Source organism: Pseudomonas sp. A39, from assembly GCF_058145955.1.
Map to the genome: position 1 here is coordinate 1 of NZ_JBYVMD010000075.1, position 17,602 is coordinate 17,602.

Annotated in this window: 17 protein-coding genes; 6 read left to right on the forward strand and 11 right to left on the reverse strand. The window is 59.6% G+C overall.

The window, feature by feature from the left end; all coding sequences use genetic code 11:
- Nucleotides 1-492 (forward strand): TolC family protein (locus tag AC3ZU9_RS29860; RefSeq protein WP_490091721.1); only part of this gene is annotated, 492 nt, incomplete at its 5' end.
- A 346-nt stretch (nucleotides 493-838) separates the two neighbouring features.
- Entirely contained in the window at nucleotides 839-2,140 is a 1,302-nt protein-coding gene (locus tag AC3ZU9_RS29865) for an OmpP1/FadL family transporter (RefSeq protein WP_122810568.1), read from the forward strand.
- Between the two features lie 327 nt (nucleotides 2,141-2,467).
- Here AC3ZU9_RS29865 and AC3ZU9_RS29870 read toward each other — a convergent pair whose 3' ends face one another.
- From AC3ZU9_RS29870 to urtA, 11 genes are all read right to left on the reverse strand, one after another.
- Nucleotides 2,468-3,346: an urease accessory protein UreD gene (locus AC3ZU9_RS29870; protein ID WP_122810569.1), complete on the reverse strand. Its 879-nt coding sequence runs from the start codon at nucleotides 3,344-3,346 to the stop codon at nucleotides 2,468-2,470.
- The gene (gene ureG, locus AC3ZU9_RS29875; protein WP_122810570.1) at nucleotides 3,343-3,996 is read right to left on the reverse strand and encodes an urease accessory protein UreG; all 654 of its coding nucleotides are present in this window, start codon (nucleotides 3,994-3,996) and stop codon (nucleotides 3,343-3,345) included. Before ureG ends, AC3ZU9_RS29870 begins: the two co-directional genes overlap by 4 nt.
- A gap of 26 nt (nucleotides 3,997-4,022) precedes the next feature.
- A complete protein-coding gene (gene ureC, locus AC3ZU9_RS29880; RefSeq protein WP_122810571.1) occupies nucleotides 4,023-5,735 on the reverse strand; it encodes an urease subunit alpha in 1,713 nt (570 codons plus the stop codon).
- Nucleotides 5,736-5,738: 3 nt separating this feature from the next.
- Nucleotides 5,739-6,434: an urease subunit beta gene (locus AC3ZU9_RS29885; RefSeq protein ID WP_122810572.1), complete on the reverse strand. Its 696-nt coding sequence runs from the start codon at nucleotides 6,432-6,434 to the stop codon at nucleotides 5,739-5,741.
- 45 nt (nucleotides 6,435-6,479) lie between these two features.
- The gene (locus tag AC3ZU9_RS29890) at nucleotides 6,480-7,235 is read right to left on the reverse strand and encodes an urease accessory protein UreF (RefSeq protein ID WP_122810573.1); all 756 of its coding nucleotides are present in this window, start codon (nucleotides 7,233-7,235) and stop codon (nucleotides 6,480-6,482) included.
- Nucleotides 7,232-7,672 carry an urease accessory protein UreE gene (gene ureE, locus AC3ZU9_RS29895; protein ID WP_122810574.1) on the reverse strand — a complete coding sequence of 147 codons (441 nt, stop codon included), beginning with the start codon at nucleotides 7,670-7,672 and terminating at the stop codon, nucleotides 7,232-7,234. Before ureE ends, AC3ZU9_RS29890 begins: the two co-directional genes overlap by 4 nt.
- A gap of 23 nt (nucleotides 7,673-7,695) precedes the next feature.
- A complete protein-coding gene (urtE, locus tag AC3ZU9_RS29900; RefSeq protein WP_122759048.1) occupies nucleotides 7,696-8,385 on the reverse strand; it encodes an urea ABC transporter ATP-binding subunit UrtE in 690 nt (229 codons plus the stop codon).
- 2 nt (nucleotides 8,386-8,387) lie between these two features.
- A complete protein-coding gene (gene urtD / locus AC3ZU9_RS29905; protein ID WP_027603387.1) occupies nucleotides 8,388-9,125 on the reverse strand; it encodes an urea ABC transporter ATP-binding protein UrtD in 738 nt (245 codons plus the stop codon).
- Complete coding sequence (gene urtC, locus AC3ZU9_RS29910) at nucleotides 9,122-10,270, reverse strand: urea ABC transporter permease subunit UrtC (RefSeq protein ID WP_122810575.1); 1,149 nt, start codon at nucleotides 10,268-10,270, stop codon at nucleotides 9,122-9,124. Before urtC ends, urtD begins: the two co-directional genes overlap by 4 nt.
- A gap of 1 nt (nucleotide 10,271) precedes the next feature.
- Complete coding sequence (gene urtB, locus AC3ZU9_RS29915; protein ID WP_027603389.1) at nucleotides 10,272-11,174, reverse strand: urea ABC transporter permease subunit UrtB; 903 nt, start codon at nucleotides 11,172-11,174, stop codon at nucleotides 10,272-10,274.
- 79 nt (nucleotides 11,175-11,253) lie between these two features.
- A complete protein-coding gene (urtA, locus tag AC3ZU9_RS29920) occupies nucleotides 11,254-12,435 on the reverse strand; it encodes an urea ABC transporter substrate-binding protein (protein WP_122810576.1) in 1,182 nt (393 codons plus the stop codon).
- 649 nt (nucleotides 12,436-13,084) lie between these two features.
- On the opposite strand from urtA, the gene AC3ZU9_RS29925 reads away from it, so the two are divergent.
- The 4 genes from AC3ZU9_RS29925 (at nucleotide 13,085) to AC3ZU9_RS29940 (ending at nucleotide 17,268) form a co-directional block, all read left to right on the forward strand.
- Entirely contained in the window at nucleotides 13,085-14,233 is a 1,149-nt protein-coding gene (locus AC3ZU9_RS29925) for a transporter substrate-binding domain-containing protein (RefSeq protein WP_122810577.1), read from the forward strand.
- Nucleotides 14,230-14,862 carry an ANTAR domain-containing response regulator gene (locus AC3ZU9_RS29930; RefSeq protein WP_122810578.1) on the forward strand — a complete coding sequence of 211 codons (633 nt, stop codon included), beginning with the start codon at nucleotides 14,230-14,232 and terminating at the stop codon, nucleotides 14,860-14,862. Before AC3ZU9_RS29925 ends, AC3ZU9_RS29930 begins: the two co-directional genes overlap by 4 nt.
- A 213-nt stretch (nucleotides 14,863-15,075) precedes the next feature.
- Entirely contained in the window at nucleotides 15,076-16,611 is a 1,536-nt protein-coding gene (locus AC3ZU9_RS29935; protein ID WP_122810579.1) for an amidase, read from the forward strand.
- A 75-nt stretch (nucleotides 16,612-16,686) separates the two neighbouring features.
- Nucleotides 16,687-17,268, forward strand: a complete 582-nt coding sequence (locus tag AC3ZU9_RS29940) for a HupE/UreJ family protein (RefSeq protein ID WP_122810580.1) — start codon at nucleotides 16,687-16,689, stop codon at nucleotides 17,266-17,268.
- Nucleotides 17,269-17,602: the final 334 nt, after the last annotated feature.

The window sequence follows — 17,602 nt, forward strand, 5'->3', positions numbered from 1 at the left end:
AGCTCGCGCCAGCAGGAGTCCGACAGCGGCAACACTTACAACCAGCGCTACGACACCAACACCATCGGCGTCGAAGTGAGCGTGCCGCTGTATGCCGGTGGCGGCATCTCGGCTTCCACCCGCCAGGCCAGCCGCGCCATGGAACAGGCCGAGTACGAGTTGGAGGGCAAGACCCGCGAAACCCTGATCGAACTGCGTCGGCAGTTCAGCGCCTGCCTCTCGGGGGTGAGCAAATTGCGTGCGTATCAGAAGGCCCTGGCCTCGGCCGAAGCGCTGGTGGTGTCGACCAAGCAGAGCATCCTGGGCGGTGAGCGGGTCAACCTTGATGCACTCAACGCCGAGCAGCAGCTCTACAGCACCCGGCGCGACCTGGCCCAGGCGCGTTACGACTACCTGATGGCCTGGACCAAATTGCATTACTACGCCGGCAACTTGCGCGACACCGACCTGGCCAAGGTGGATGAAGCGTTTGTATCGAGCGCCGGACCATAAATAGCTCAAAGCCGGGTTGCTGAAGCCATATATATATGCCAAGTCGATGTAGTTGGGGCAAGCGTAGAGGTTAGCCACATTGTATCCACCATGCTTATGGAGGTGCCACGGGTGTTGCAGTTAAAGCATGGATTCAATCTTTCGTGACGCAATTCGTAGTGCCCGACCTGTAATCGGCGCCGAGGCAGGAAGACTTCCTGGAAGTTGTCCGGGGAGATTCAAATAGTTGTCAAAAAAAGTTTCGCCGGATTGTCCTGGAAATGTCCTTATGTTCGACGTTTAAACTATGGCGCAATCTTGAAGGTATTGATGTTTTTCAAAGCGGTGATCACTCGGAGTTATAATAATGAAAAAAGTAATGCTCAACACTACACTTAGCCTTGCCGTAGCTATGGCATCTTCCCACGTCTTCGCAAGTGGCTTTGCCCTTAACGAACAAGACGTCGCTGGGATGGGGATAGGTTTCGCAGGCCGCTCTTCATCTGCTGATAACGCAAGCACTGTTTATGGTAATCCCGCCGGTATGGCTCGCCTGCAAGGCCAGCAGGTTACGGGCGGTGTTGCATTCATCGACGGCTCCACCGATATCAAGGACACTGGGGGGCGTTCGTCGGGCAGCAACAAAGGTGACATGGTGCCTTTGATCGGAGTCCCGTTCGGCTTCTACACCAACAGACTTAACGACCAGTGGGCTATCGGCTTCGGCGTTTACGCTCCATTCGGCTTGAAGACAGATTACGAAAACAGTTTCCAAGGCCGTGCTTTTGGTAGCAAGAGCGAAGTGTCGGTTATTACCTTCCAACCGACCGTCAGCTACGCCTTCAATGACAAGGTTTCGATCGGTTTTGGTCCGACTATCAATCGGATTGTCGGCGACCTTGAGTCTCGGCCAAGCCTGGCATCGTTACCGCTCCCAGGGCTCGCCGGCACCGGAGACAGCAAGGTTAAAATCAAAGGTGACGACACAGCTCTTGGCTTCAACGCCGGTATCCTGGTGCAAGCCACTGACACAACGCGCGTCGGCCTGACTTACCACTCGAAGGTGAAATACAAGCTCGAAGGCCATACTGAAGTGACGCCTGGAACCGGAGTTCCAGCTGCTTACCTGCGTGCAGGCCGTTACGATGCTTCGTTGAAAATTGACACCCCTGAATCGTGGGATGCCTCGGTCACTCAAGACCTTAGCGATGCCTGGAAACTGTATGGCGGTGCGACTTGGACCCGTTGGAGCCGCCTCAAAGAGATTACGATCAACAACGAAGGTGTGACTACAGCAAACGGCGCACTCGCACCTCGAATCGTAGTTCAGATTTTAGAACCACAGAACTGGCATGATACTTGGGCTTACGCTCTGGGTACCTCGTATCGACTCACTAAACAGGTTGTTGTGCGCACCGGCCTGACCTTCGACCAGTCACCCACCAACAATACTGACCGTTCGCCACGAATTCCTACCGGTGATCGAACCATTTTCAGCTTGGGCTTGGGCTACGCTGTGATGGATAATATGACCGTCGATCTGGCTTACTCTTACCTCAAGGAAGAACCGGTCAAGATCAAAAGGGCTAACGCTTTGGGTTCGTCCTACAACGCCAAGTACGAAAACAGCTCCAACGGTTTCGGCCTGGGCATAACGTACAAGTTCTGATCCAGCGCACTAATAAAAAGCCCCGCTCTCCTGCAAGGGAGGCGGGGTTTTTTAGTGGTGCACTGGCATGTTGCGTAGCAACGACTGCACTGATTGCCAAAACCCATTTAAACAAAGCTCAATATCAATAATTAAGCTCGATCTGGCGCGCGCTAGATGCGACCCAACGGATTTTTACGGACAGCGTGTCAATCAGCGGTTAATAAATATTAAGACTTGAGCTGCAAGCGGTTTAGTTCGCACGCTTACTGTGCTTAAGATTCAAACGACTTACGTTTTCAAACGTGAGGTGCGTAACGGATGCAGTGAGGAAAGCGCCATCAGCGCTCATTTTCGACGTATACGCGGTGCCACGCCGGTCAGATGCTCGCGCACACACGCCCACGCTTTGTGAAGGCTGTTGCGCAGTGATACGGCATCAAGGGACATGATGCGCAATGAAACCCCGCAATCGTTGGGCAATGCGCTGACGCCCAGGTAGCTGTCGGGATGAGCGGGAAGAGCATTGCGTAAGGCAGTTTTCAGCGCTTCAACAGGTAAGCCCTGACCCACGAGCATAAATGTCGCCAGGGTCTGGAAGGTATGACTGACGCCCGGTAATTGCCGCAGTAGGTCTTGCCCGCTCAGCGCCAGGCGATCGCCGGCCAGTAAGCGGCCTGCCGGACAGCGCACTTCCAGGTCGGCGCGGTAGAAATCGAAGAGGCCTGCACTGTCTTGAGGGGTGTGCAGGCAAAACGCGTCGCACAGCATCACCCTGGCGCCCGGATGCAGATTCACCCTTACCTGGCTGTGCAGTTTTGCCTGGGGAAACAGGATCGTCGCCATTGGCAGGTACTCAAGCAATGCCCCGCGTTCGGCGGTGAGGCTGACGGTCTGGCGTGCCGAATGCTCGAGCATGCTGTGCGCTACCGTCGCTGCGCCAGTGCTGACATGGACTTGAGTGTCCGGCCCGGCATGCAGGTACATCTGTAAATCCTGCCCTGCGAAAATCCCGCCCGAGCACGACTGCACATACACGGCGGCCATGCCTTTCGGGTCGTCCGGCAGCTTCAGGAGGCGGCCCAGATGAAAGGGATAGCCCACGCGCTGTTCGCTGATATAACTGGCGCCGGACGGCGCTTTGCTGAAGGCAATCCGGGCCTGTACCGGCGACGATGCCTGGGGAGGGGCAATCAATGGGCGAAGCAGTTCCTGCGGCGCGTTCATGGTCGGTCAAACAACACGGCACGGCTGATGGCGTCGACTACCGCGTCGACCCCGTCACCCGTCGCGCAGTTGGTGAACAGCACGGGCCGGCCGTTGCGGGCTTCGGCTGATTCGCGACGCATGCGTGGCAGATCCACGCCCACATAGGGCGCCAGATCATATTTGTTGACCACCAGCAGATCACAGCTCAACACGCCAGGCCCTCGTTTGCGTGGGATGTCATCGCCGCCGGCGACATCAATGACAAAGATCCAGTAATCCACCAGATCCAACGAGAAGGTCGAGGCCAGGTTATCGCCGCCGGACTCAATCAGGATCAGGTCGAGGTTCTCGAATCGCGCTTCCAGTTCATCGGCCATTTGCAGGTTCAGCGTCGGGTCTTCACGGATCGCCGTGTGCGGGCAGGCGCCGGTTTCCACCGCGAGCACCCGTTGTGGGTCGATCAGGCCGCTGCGCTGCACCCGTTCGGCGTCCTCGCGGGTCGCCAGGTCGTTGGTGATGATAGCCAGCTCGGTGCCGCGCGCGATGAAGCGCGGAATCAGTTGCTCCAGCAGGCGTGTCTTGCCCGAACCGACCGGGCCGCCGATCCCGACGCGCGCGGCACCGGGATGAGCTTGCGGCTGCGGTACGGCATTGAATGCAGTGCTCATTATCAGGTTCCTTTTATTGGCTGTGATCAGCGCAGCATGTAGCGCTGGGCCAAGGGCACTTCGCTGACCGGCTCGCAGGTCAGGCGCTCACCGTCGGCGTACACGTCGAAGGTCTGGGGGTCGACGCGAATCTCCGGGCAGGCGTCGTTGTGCAGCATGTCGGACTTGCGCAGCGTGCGGGTGCCGAAGGCCGGCAACAGGGCTTTTTTCAGGCCCAGTTTCTCGGCGGTATTGGCCTCCACCGCAAGGCGGTTGACGAAATTCACCGACAACGCCTGTTTGGCGTCACCAAAGGCACCCCATTGCGGGCGCATGATCAGGGGTTCGCAGGTGTACAACGAGGCTGCCGAGTCGCCCATCACGCCGTGCACGATAAAACCACCCTTGACCACCAACTCCGGCTTGATGCCAAAAAAGGCCGGGCGCCACAGCACCAGGTCAGCGATCTTGCCCGGCTCCAGCGAGCCGATGTAACTGTCGATTCCGAACACCCGCGCAGCGTTGATCGTGTACTTGGCGATGTAACGCTTGATGCGTTCGTTGTCGCCCAATGCAGTTTTTTCTTCCGGCAAACGACCCCGTTGCTCTTTCATTTTCGAGGCCAGTTGCCAGGTGCGGCAGATCACCTCGTTGATGCGCCCCATGCCCTGGCTGTCGGAGCCGAGGATCGAAATCGCGCCGGTGTCGTGCAGGATGTCTTCGGCGGCGATGGTCTGCGGCCGCACCCTGGATTCCGCGAACGCCACGTCTTCCGGCACGTCCGGATTGAGGTGATGGCAGACCATGATCATGTCCAGATGCTCGTCGAAGGTGTTGACGGTGTACGGATTGGTCGGGTTGGTCGAGGAGGGGATGCAGTTGGATTTTCCCGCCACGCTGATGATGTCCGGGGCGTGGCCGCCGCCTGCACCTTCGGTGTGATACATGTGGATCGTGCGGTCGCCGATGGCGGCCAGTGTGTCTTCGAGAAAGCCCGATTCATTCAGCGTGTCGGTGTGTAGTTGCACCTGGAAGTCGTATTTATCGGCCACCTTGAGGCAGGTATCGATCACGGCAGGCATCGCGCCCCAGTCCTCGTGGATCTTCAACCCCAGGCAACCACCACGCAGTTGGCCGAGCAGCGATTCCGGCTTGCTGGAATTGCCCCTGCCGAGAAAGCCGAAATTGATTGGCCAGGCTTCAGAGGCCTGCAGCATCTTGCCGACGTTCCATTCGCCGCCGCAGTCGATCCCCACGGTGATCGGCCCGAGCGAGCCGCCGATCAGCGTCGTCAGGCCCGCCGCCAGCGCGTGATCGCAGAGTTGCGCGGAGTCGAAATGCACGTGTACGTCGATCCCGCCGGGCGTGATAATCAGGCCTTCAGCGTCGCGCACGGTGGTTGCGACGCCGCAGATCAGCTGCGGATGGACACCGTCCATGACCTGCGGATTGCCGGCCTTGCCGATCGCCACGATCTTGCCGTCCTTGATGCCGATGTCGCCTTTGACGATGCCGATCACCGGGTCGATGATCAGCGCGTTGCAGATCAGCATGTCCAGCGCGCCGTCTGCACTGTCATGCCCCGGCATCAGGCCCATGCCGTCGCGCAGCGTCTTGCCGCCGCCGTGCAGGCATTCATCGCCGGGTACCGAGTAGTCGAACTCCACCTCGGCCAGCAGCGAAGTATCTCCCAGGCGCACGGCGTCGCCGGTGGTGGGGCCGTACATCGCGGCGTATTCCTTGCGAGTCATCGTTGCCATGGGTCACGCCCCCTTGAACTGTTGGGCGCGTGCCCGTTCGAGCGCGATGGCCTTGCAGGCCGGATCGTGCAGATTGCCATTGGTCAAACCGCTGAAACCGTGGATGTCACCCGTGCCGCCGAATTGCACCAGCTGCACTTCGCGCAACTCCCCCGGTTCAAAACGCACGGCGGTGCCGGCAGGAATGTCCAAGTGCATGCCGAAGGCGGCGGCGCGGGGGAAATCCAGCGCTTTGTTGACTTCGAAAAAGTGGTAGTGACTGCCGATTTGCACCGGCCGGTCGCCGGTATTGATGGCCCGTACGGTGGTCGTAGGGCGACCGCTGTTGAGCTGTATATCGCACTCGGGCGAGATGATTTCGCCTGGCGTCGGCATGAGAGCCAACGGCAACTGCCCGGGTCGAATCGGCTGATGCACGGTGACCAGTTTGGTGCCATCGGGGAACGTACCTTCCACCTGCAGCACCGGCAGCAGATCGGCCACGCCAGGCATGACATCGTCAGTATTGAGGAGCGTCGAGCCGAAACCGATCAGGTCGGCCACGCTGCGACCTTCACGGGCGCCTTCCAGTATCTCATCGGCAATCAGCGCCGAGGCTTCCGGAAAGTTCAGGCGCAGCCCTTTGGCGCGGCGTTTGCGCGCAAGTTCGGCGGCGGTGTACAGCGTCAGCCGCTCAAGTTCGGTGGGCGTCAGCAGCATGTTCAAGCTCCTGTGTCGGCAGCAGGCATTTTCGTGCCCGTCACCTCAATTGGCGAAAAGACGGAGGTCCTGGATTTCGTGACGCATCACGGCGATCTCGGCCATGGGTGTAAAGCCGCTGGCGTCGTCTAGGGCGAGCGGTTCCTGAGCCAGCAGTTGCAGCAGCAGGGGCTGGATGTCCGTGAGTACCCGCTGCGCATCCACATGCCCCATTACGCCCAGGCGCACAGCGGCGCTGACCAGTCCGGTGCATAACCCATGGGCGGCAGCGAGTTGGCAGTGATCGAGTTGCATGCCGAGTCGTTTCCACAGCAGCCCCTGCAGCACCGGCAAATGCCCCGGCGTTGCTCGGGCGAGCACGTGTTGCTGGTAAGCGGCAGCGCCGGGTGTACCGAGCGCGACATGCACGCCCAGCAACGATTGGCCAACGCGACGTGAGCCCTGACGCAGTTCCTCTGCCAGGGTCAGAGCCTCTATCTGACGGTCCAGGTCCATCACGGTGGCGACGTCAGTTGCTGCGTGCCAGGCGGCGTACAAAAACACTCGGTCAAAACTGTTCCAGCGATGGCGTAACTGTCCTTCGACGAAGGCCCGTACCTGAACGCTGCGATCATTCTGCAGGTTGCGCTGACGGCGCCTGACAGGGACTGGGTCGGTCATCGCGGCGTGCTGCCCCAGGTGTGCATCGGCCACCAGCGTTTCCAGCCCCCATGACCAGGCAACCGCGCCACCGGGGAAAAAACTGTCTGCCTGTTGCAGCACCAACAGGCTGCTGCGCAACTCGGCCGGTGCGGTGCTCATAGGCGCAGCACCCGGCCGTCCGCGAGCATCGGTGCCAGGCGCTCGAGGTAATCAGCCTCCGGGCCATTCAGCGGGATCTGCAACGTAGTGCCTGCAAAGCGCACGGCCCAGTGCATGTTGCCGGCGAAATACCCCAGTTCCAGCGCGGCGGCAGCGTCCCGCGGTTGCAGGTCGAGAAAGTGCACGTCCTGCATTTGCACGACGATGGCGCGCTGACCGTCGAGCATCAACACCGAGCCGTTACGCAGTTGCTGATGGCGCTCCAGCCGTATCGCACAGTCGGTGCCGCGATCACTGGCAAGGCGCAGGCGGTGGCGCTGAATGTCGCCGGCCGACAGGCTCAGGGTTTCAACCTGGCCTGCATGGCTGAGGTCATGCAAACGGTCGGCGATGGCAGGGTCGCTGGCCTGGCCCAGAATGCGGTCAAGGATCAACATAGTGTGTGCTCCCAGGTCCGGTTTCAGATAGTCAGGTAGCGCAGGATTCGTTCGCGGTCGACGGTTTCCCGGACCTCACTGTGCACGAACTCGCCTTTCTCGATGATCAGGTAACGGTCGGCCACCGCCATCGCAAACGACAGCACCTGTTCGGAGACGATCAGCGAAAACCCCCGTTCTTTTTTCAGCAGGTTCAGGGCGCGGGCGATGTCCTTGATGATCGATGGTTGAATGCCCTCGGTCGGCTCATCCAGGATCAGCACTTTGGGGTTGGAGACCAATGCACGGGCAATCGCCAGCTGTTGTTGCTGGCCTCCAGAGAGGTTGCCGCCTTTGCGTCGGCGCATCTCGAACAGCACCGGGAAGTACTCGTAGATGTAGTCGGGAATCGATGCGGCTGGGGCGCCCTGCATGCCTGTGAGGATGTTTTCCTCCACCGTCAGGTACGGAAAAATCATCCGCCCCTGCGGCACGAAGCCCACCCCGGCGGCGACTCGCTCATAGCTCTTGCTGGCGCTGAGTTCCTGGCCCGCCAGCGTGATGCTGCCGCTGCGCGCCGGCAGCATGCCCACCAGGCTTCTGAGTAGGGTGGTCTTGCCCATGCCATTGCGGCCCATGATCGCCAGCGATTCGGCCGGTGCGAGGGTCAGGTCGAGGTTGCGCAGCACGTGGCTGTCGCCGTAATACACGTTGAGGTTATTGACGGTCAGCATGCTCAGTGCCCCAGGTAGACGTCGATGACGCGAGGATCGTTTTGCACCTGATCCATCGAGCCGTAGGCCAGGGTCTTGCCCTGGTGCAGGACGGTGACTTTGTCAGCCACTGACTTCACGAACTCCATGTCGTGCTCGATGATTACCATGGCGCGGCCCTTGGCGATGCGCTTGAGCAGGCCGGCGGTCTTTTCCCGCTCGCCTGCGCTCATGCCGGCAACCGGCTCGTCCAGCAGCAACAGTTCCGGGCGTTGCATCAGCAGCATGCCGATCTCCAGCCACTGCTTTTGCCCGTGGGACAACAGCCCGGCTTTGCGCCCCAGTTGGTCCTGCAGGAAAATCATCTCGGCGGTCTGCTCGATCTCTGCTTGCAGGGCTGGGTCTTTGCGGGCGAACAGGCAGTTGAAAATGCCGCGTTTGCCAGGCGATGAGATGTCGAGGTTCTCGCGCACGGTGAGGTCTTCATACACCGAAGGGTTCTGGAATTTGCGCCCAACGCCTGCGCGGGTGATCTGGTACTCGATCATGTTGGCCAGTTGCAGGTCCTTGAACCGGATACTGCCGGCACTTGGGCGGGTTTTGCCGCAGATCATGTCAAGCAGGGTGGTCTTGCCCGCGCCGTTAGGGCCGATCACCACGTGCACCTGGTTTTCCTCGACATAGAAATTAAGGCTGTCCACTGCCTTGAATCCGTCGAACGACACCGTAAGGTCTTCGACGCTCAGCAACAGACCGCTCATGACTGCACCTCCTGTTTGTTGTGGCCAAGGCGTTGCAGCAAACCGGCCAGCCCGGTCGGTAAGAACAGCACCACGCCCATGAACAGAAAACCGATGAAGTACTGCCAGAAGTTGACGAAATTTTCCGACAGATAAGTCTTGGCCACGCCAATCAACAGCGTGCCGTACACCGCACCGACCAGCGACAGACGCCCGCCAAGGGCTGCGTAAATGACGATTTCGGTCGAGGGGATGATGCCCACCAGCGACGGCGACGCAAGGCCGACCTGCAGGGTGAACATCACCCCGCCGAGCGCCGAGATCAGCGCCGCCACGGCAAAGATGAATGCTTTGAACAGCGCCGTGTTGTAGCCGGAAAACCGTACGCGGTCCTCGCGGTCACGGATCGCCACCACCACTTTGCCCAGCCGGCTGCGCAGGATGAACCCGCACAACGCCACGCAACCCAGCAGCAACAGGGTGGTGATCAAGTACAGAATCCAGGGCGTCTGAGGCGTTTGCAGGCTCAGGCCAAAGGCGGTCTTGAAGTCGGTCAGGCCGTTGACCCCGCCGGTGTAGCCTTGCTGGCCGATGATCATGATTGACATGATCGCTGCCAACGACAGCGTGATGATCGAGAAGTACACGCCGCCTACGCGCTTCTTGAAGTACGCGTAGCTGAACACAAATGCGAGCAATGCCGGGAGGATGAGGATCGCCGCAAAGGTGAATGTCGCTGACTCGAAAGGCTTCCACCACCAGGGCAGTGCGTCGACGCTGTTCCAGATCATGAAGTCCGGCAACGCCGAGCCGTAGAAGGCGGCGAGCGCGCTCGCCGCTTCGTCGGTGGCCGTGGCTTCCAGTTTCAGATACATCGCCATCATGTAGCTGCCAAGGCCAAAGAAGATGCCCTGACCCAGGCTGAGTATCCCGCCGTACCCCCAGATCATCACCATCCCCACGGCGCAGAACGCCAGGCTCAGGTATTTGCCGGCCAGGCCCAGGCGAAAGTCGCCCAGGCTCAGGGGCAATATCACCAGCAACAGGAGCGACAGCCAGATCAGGCTGTGGCGCTCGAGCAATGGCAGCAACCCGGCGCGCAGCCGGCGCGGGGTCGGCGTCGAAGTGCTGGAACGGGTGAGGGGCGTCTCAGTCATATCGTTCATCTCAGCGTCTCACTTTCGCGGCGAACAAGCCGTTGGGGCGGAAGAACAGCAGCACGATCACCACCAGCAGCGTGATGGCTTTGGCCATGGAGCCGGTGGTGAGGTATTCCAGCGAAATCTGCGTTTGGCCGATGGCGAATGCCGACAGGAAGGTGCCCAGCAAGCTCTCCACCCCGCCAAACACCACGACGATGAAGGTGTCGACCAGGTATTGCTGGCCGCTCACCGGGCCGGTCGAGGCCAGCATGGTGAACGAGCTGCCGGCGATCCCGGCCAACCCGCAGCCCAGGGCAAACGTGACCGCATCGACGCGGGCGGTGTTGATGCCGGCCGCTCCGGCCATGGCGCGGTTCTGAGTCACCGCGCGAATACGCAAACCCCAGCGGCTGCGGTACAAAAACAGGAACACGGCGCCGGCGATAACCAGTGTCAGGCCAATGATGAAAATCCGGTTGAGCGGCAGTTCCAGGCCTTCGCTGATCTTCCAGGCGCCTTGCAGCCATTGCACCGTGGGCACGCTGACCTCCTTGGGCCCGAAGACCTGGCGGAACACCTGCTGCAGCACCAGCGAAAGGCCCCAGGTCGCCAGAAGCGTGTCGAGCGGGCGGTTGTACATGAAGCGAATAAAGCAACGTTCGAGCAAGAAGCCAAATGCGAAGGTCACGACGAACGCCACGCCGATGCCGATCACGAAATACCAGCCCATGTAGTCGGGAAAGTAGCGCGCAAACACCACGGACGTGACGTAGGTCATGTAAGACCCCATCGCCATCAACTCGCCGTGGGCCATGTTGATTACACCCATCAGGCCAAACACGATGGTCAGCCCCAGGGCCATCAGCACCAACACCGAGAACAGCGAGAACCCGCTGAAGACTTGCATCACCAAAATATCGAAAGTCATTGCGTCGCTACCTGTCGCTGCACGTTGGCGGACCGCGTGGGCGGGAGAGGGCGCGAGTCAGATCGCACCCGATCCTGCATCACAGTTTCGGGAAAGGGTTGGGCTCGATGGGCGCAGACTCGTAGATTACGTCAACCTGACCCTGGGCGTTGATGGTGCCGATGCGCGCGCGCTTCCACAGATGGTGGTTGTCCTTGTGCACTTTGACCTCGCCTTCAGGCGCGTCGAGGGTTAGCTCCGAGGACGCGGCGATCACGGCCGGGACGTCGAAACTGCCGGCTTTTTCCACGGCTTTTTTCCATAGGTACACGGCGGTGTACGCGGCAGCCATTGGGTCGCCGACCACGCGTTTCTCGCCATAGCGGGCCTTGAAGGCGGCGACGAATTTCTCGTTGACCGGGTTTTTCAGGCTCTGGAAGTAGCTCATGCACGTGAGAAAACCGGTGAGGTTTTCGGCGCCGATGCCGGTGACTTCTTCCTCGGTCACGGCCAGCGCCATCAGTGTCTGGTTGCTGCTGTCGATGCCCGCGGCCTTGAGTTGTTTGTAGAACGCCACGTTTGAGCCACCGACGATGGTCGACAGCACGATGTCGGGCTTGGCGGCCTTGATTTTGTTGATCACCGAGGAGAACTCGATATTGCCTAAAGGCAGGTAATCCTCACCCACGATGGATCCGCCTTGTTTGGTCACCGACGCCCGCGCCAGCTTGTTGGTGGTGCGTGGCCAGATGTAGTCCGAGCCCACGAGGTACACGGTCTTGCCTTTGTTGGCCATCAACCAGCTGACGGCTGCCAGGGTTTGCTGCGACGCTTCGGCACCGGTGTAAATGATGGCAGGGGATTTTTCCAGGCCTTCATAGAACGTCGGGTAATACAGCAACGCCTTGTTGCGTTCGAACACCGGCAACACCGCTTTACGCGACGCTGAGGTGTAGGCGCCGAACGTGGCGACAACGTGATCGTTTTCCAACAGCTTGCGCGCTTTCTCGGCGAAGGTCGGCCAATCGCTGGCGCCGTCCTCGACGATCGGTTCGATGGTCTTGCCGAGCACGCCGCCACTGGCGTTGATTTCGTCGATGGCGAGTTTCTCCGCATCCACCACCGAGGCCTCACTCATGGCCATGGTGCCGGTGAGCGAGTGGATGATGCCGACCTTCACGGTCTCGGCTGCCTGCAACTGACTGACCAGTGAAAACGGCAGCAGGCTGAAGGCACCCAGCAACAGGGCATGCTTGATCAAACGGCGTTTGTCGTTGTGCATTCACTTCTCTCCAGGAATAAAAAAAGCCCGACATCCCGGCCAAATCAATAGTCGGGAAATCAGGCTTCTTGTGCCGAATCTGGCGGGACAGCTGTGTCCGATCCAGTCGTACGCGAGGTGCTTCCCTACCTGCCAAGGGGGCGTAGGGCAAACAGCTGGCGCGATGTCTCAGGAGAGTTATAGCAAGGGCAGTGCCAATTGCGACCAAGGCGTTTTCCGGGCAGTTGAAGGGGCGTGCGAGCCACTCCTGCATCTATTGCCGTGTGTCACTGGCCTGCGCTGCTTTGGCGCGAATGCAGCATAAATGCACCAATACCGTGAGTGTGGGGACGGCATGGGTTGGCTCCAAGACAGGGATTGAAACCGGCTGGCGTTACGCGGGCAGGTCGCCCATTGCGTGTGGCCCACTATCTGCATGAGCGACAGGCAACACCCTCGCAGGGTCCCTTGTCACACGCCCATCCTCGGCAGGTGTGGAAGGCCCCTCGCATGACTGGCCCTGACAGCGTTGTCGTGCCAGCCCCAGGCACAACCCGCCTGAGAGCAGCCGTTGCGTTATACGGCGTTCCGCTCAATCATTTTTTGCACAGGCCTCCAGACCCCATCCACGAGCGGGTGTCTTTTCTCACGTTGAACAAGGTTTATAGGCATGGTTGACCAGTCGATCCGCATAGGCGGTCTGTTTTCCGATACCGGTGTCACGGCGGCTGCCGAGGGCTCGACGATGCGCGGCGCGCAGTTCGCAATTGCGCAGATCAATGCGGCAGGCGGAGTCGATGGTCGCCCGCTGCAGTTGATCACCCGCAACCCCGATTCAACGCCTGCGCTGTACGCCATGCACATCGAATCGCTGATCCGCGACGAACACCTGCGGTTTTTCTTTGGTTGTTACACCTCGGCTGCACGCAAGGCGGCACTGCCGATTGTCGAGCGTTACGACGCGCTGTTGCTGTACCCGGTGTATTACGAAGGTTTCGAGTATTCGCGCAATATCATCTACACCGGCGCCACACCGAATCACAATGCGTTACCGCTGGGCAATTACATGCTCGACAACTTCGGCAATCGCGTGTTGATGATCGGTTCCGAATACGTCTACCCGTACGAAACCAATCGCTTGATGAGCGACCTGTTGTACGAGCGTGGCGGCACCAAGCTGGGCGAGTACTACCTGCCGCTGAAAAACGCACGTCCCGAAGATTTTGCCAAGTTGATGGTCAAGGCCAGGGAGCTCAAGCCCTCGTTTATTTTCTCGACGGTCGTTGGCGAAACCATGGGTCATTTGTACCAGGCCTACGCCGACGCAGGCTTTGACCCGGCAGTGATGCCGATTGCCAGCCTGACGACCAGCGAAACCGACATCAAGCAAATGGGGGTTCATCTGGGCGCAGGGCATATTTCGGCGGCTACGTATTTTCAGTCGGTGGACACGCCGACCAACCGCCAATGCATCGCCCAATACCGCGAGTTGTTTGGTCAACATCAGGTCACCGACCGTTGCTGGGAGGCGGCGTACTTTCAGGTGCACTTGCTGGCCAAGGCGATCGTCAGAGCGGGCAGCACTGAAGTGGAGGATGTGCTGCAGGCTATGCGCGGGCTGGAATTCGAAGCGCCACAAGGACGCATCCGGATTGATGCCAACAATCACCATACGTACCTGTTTTCGCGGATCGGCCGGGCTAATGTCGAAGGCCAGTTCGACATCCTTTACGAGAGCCAGGGTGCACTCAAGCCTGACCCTTATGCCATTGCACCCAATTTCAATGAATGGTCCGGTTCGGTGGGGAGACGTCCATGACCTTGCGCGCCGCCAAGAAACGCCTGCGCAACGACGGTGCCGGGGGCATCAAGGACCTGCGCGACGTCAGCGTATTGGTGATGCACCCCGATGACGATGACGGGCGCAACCTGATCGAACAGTTGCAGCGCATCGGTTGTCAGGTGCGTGTGCAATGGCCGATTCCGGAGCGCTTGACTGCCGAGGCTGACGTGATCGTGTTGGCGGTGTCGCCGGAAAGCCTGTCGACCAATACGCCTTGGCTGCTGCACGCCAGCACGCCGCCGATCATTCCGGTGATTGCCTATGAGAACCCGATCATCGTCGAGGCATTGGTGCAACTGAACGCTTGCTCTGTCATTCCTTCGCCAGTCAGGTCGTTCGGTTTGCTGACCGCTCTGGCAATCACGCTCAGTCAGTCACGCAAGGCTCGTGAACGGGAAAGGCACGTCAAGCGCCTGGAAGGGCGCATGGCGGTAATGCGCACCGTGCAGCAGGCCAAAATAATCCTCATCGAAACCAAGGGCATGTCAGAGACCGATGCCTATAACGCCTTGCGGGATCAAGCCATGGCCAAGCGCGAACCGGTGGAAAAAATCGCCGAAGCGCTGGTCAAGGCCCACGAGTTGTTGCGACAAGCCTGTTCCTGAACAGCCTTTGAGCATCAAGCCAGTGAGGGCTTGATCCTCTTCTGCGTGGACGTTTGCCATACGCCTCCCTTGGCAGGTATGGATCACCGCGTGGCGACCGGCGTGGACAATGGAGTCCTCCGGAGCGAGCCGTAACCTGTGCATTGGGCACTGCCGGTTCGAGTCAATGATCGCCCGATATCGGGTGGTTCTTAACGTCACTTGGAGAACACCATGTCCGTAAAACGCCCCAGTAAAGCCGATTTTCTGATTGCCGCCGAAGACCACGGTTATCACCTGACGGATAGCCAGATGGAGGCATTCCTCAACCTGGCCGACGAAACGTTGAACTCCTATGAAACCATCGATGCGCTGTACGCCGCCAACGTCGCGCAGCAACCGCCTGAGCGCGAATACAACAAAGCCGCCGAGGCAGACAACCTGCACGGCGCGTGGTACGTGAAAACTCGAATCGTCGGAGCAACGCAAGGACCACTCGCCGGCAAGACCGTGGTCATCAAGGACAACGTGTCGGTGGCTGGCGTCCCCATGGCTAACGGCTCATTGAGCCTGGACGGTTATATCCCATCCGAAGACGCCACCGTGGTCAAACGCTTGCTGGCGGCCGGGGCCACGGTGGTCGGCAAGTCGGTATGTGAAGACCTGTGCTTTTCTGGAGCAAGTTTCACCTCCGCCAGTGGCCCGGTTAAAAACCCTTGGGACTTGACGCGCAATGCAGGCGGCTCGTCCAGCGGTAGCGCGGTGCTGGTGGCGCTTGGCGAAGTCGACATGGCCATCGGCGGCGATCAGGGCGGTTCGATCCGGATGCCGTCAGCCTGGAGCGGCATCGTAGGTCACAAACCGACTTACGGCCTGGTGCCTTACACCGGGGCGTTCCCGATTGAGCGAACCATCGATCACGTGGGCCCGATGGCCAATAACGTGCGCGATGTGGCAGTGATGCTCGACGTCATTGCGGGGGCCGACGGGCTTGATTCCCGGCAGAAAAATCCGCCGGCGGTTAACTGTCTCGCGACGCTGGACCAGGGCGTTAGCGGCTTGAAAATCGGCGTGCTGCGAGAGGGTTTTGCGATCCCGGGAATGTCCGAGCCGCAGGTGGATGCACTGGTCAAGGCGGCGGTCGCCCAGCTTGAAAACCTGGGCGCCAGCGTCGGCGAAGCGAGTGCTCCGTGGCATACGGGCGTGGCTTTGGATCTGTGGAACGTGATTGCCACTGACGGCGCGGCGTATCAGATGCTGCAGGGCAATGGTTATGGCATGAACGTCGACGGTTATTACGACCCGGACATCATGAGTTACTTCGGCGAAAAACGCCGTGAACACGCCGACGCGTTGTCCAGTAGCGTGCGAGCGGTCGCGTTGACCGGTCACTACAGCCTGAAACACCTGCATGGCGCCTACTACGCCAAGGCACGGATGCTGGTACCGGAGCTGACGCGCCAGTACGACGAGGCATTCAAGGATTTTGATGTATTGGTAATGCCCACCATGCCGTTCGTAGCTACGCCGTTGACCGCCGCGGATGCGCCCGTCGAGGAGTACGTGCACAGTGCACTGGACATGCTCGCCAATACCGCACCGTTTGACCTCACGGGGCACCCCGCGACGTCGATCCCGGCGGGGCTTGCGCACGGGTTGCCGGTAGCCATGATGATCGTCGCCCCGCGTTTCCAGGACGCCCTCGCGTTGCGCGTTGCTCAGGCCTACGAACAAGCCCGTGGCGCATTCCCTAAACCCCCGGTGCTGTAAACCTATTGTCTGCCCATGCGCCGGCGAATACGTTTGCTGGCGACTGGGTTTGGTGACTGACCCAAGGAGCCTTTCATGCGGAAAATTCAATCTGCGGGTGTGATTATTTGTACTGCGCTTTGTGTAATGCCGGCTTTGGCATTTGCCCATCCCGGCCATGATGAGTCAGGTCTGATGGCGGGTGTGACTCACCCGTTGACCGGAATTGACCACCTGTTGGCGATGTTTGCAGTGGGTTTGTGGGCTGCGCAACAGAAGGGCAGTGCCAGGTGGAAGTTGCCGGTGGCCTTTGTGAGCTGCATGTTATTGGGTGGTTTGTTGGGGTTTGACGGGTTTTCGGTGCCGTATCTGGAAAACGGTATTGCTGCCTCGGTACTTGCCTTGGGTTTGCTGGTTGCCGTAGCTGCGAGTCCGCCGATGGCTGTCAGTATCGTAATCACCGGACTGGCCGGGCTGGCGCACGGCATTGCCCATGGGATTGAATTGCCGCAGATGGCCAGCCCTGCGTGGTATGCCGTCGGGTTTGTCGCAGCAACATCTGCGCTGCACGCAACCGGCTATGGCTTGGCGCGATGGAGGCCAATCGGTGGCGCAATGCTCATTCGCACTGTCGGCCTGTTTTCGGCTGGCACGGGTGCTCTGTTACTGGCGTTTTAAGTTCCTTTCTTAAGCTAGAGTACGCCAGCAGTACAACCCGCTAATGAGACCCGATTGGCGATGGGTAGAACCCGATAGCATGGCTTGGAGTGTGCTTTTTTGTGCTCTTGATACCCATTGAAAATGAGCCCGGAATTGAGTCTTTTCCTGCTTCGGCAAGAAAATAAAATCCTTATATTTCAATAGGTAGGACCCCAGATGCGAGTCTCGTTCCCCGCTCCAAACACAAAGAAAAAGCCACTCAGTAGAGTAATGCCAGTCAGTTAAGGGCAAACACTGTACCTGTGGCGAGGGAGCTTGCTCCCGTTGGACTGCGCAGCAGTCCCAGTCTTTT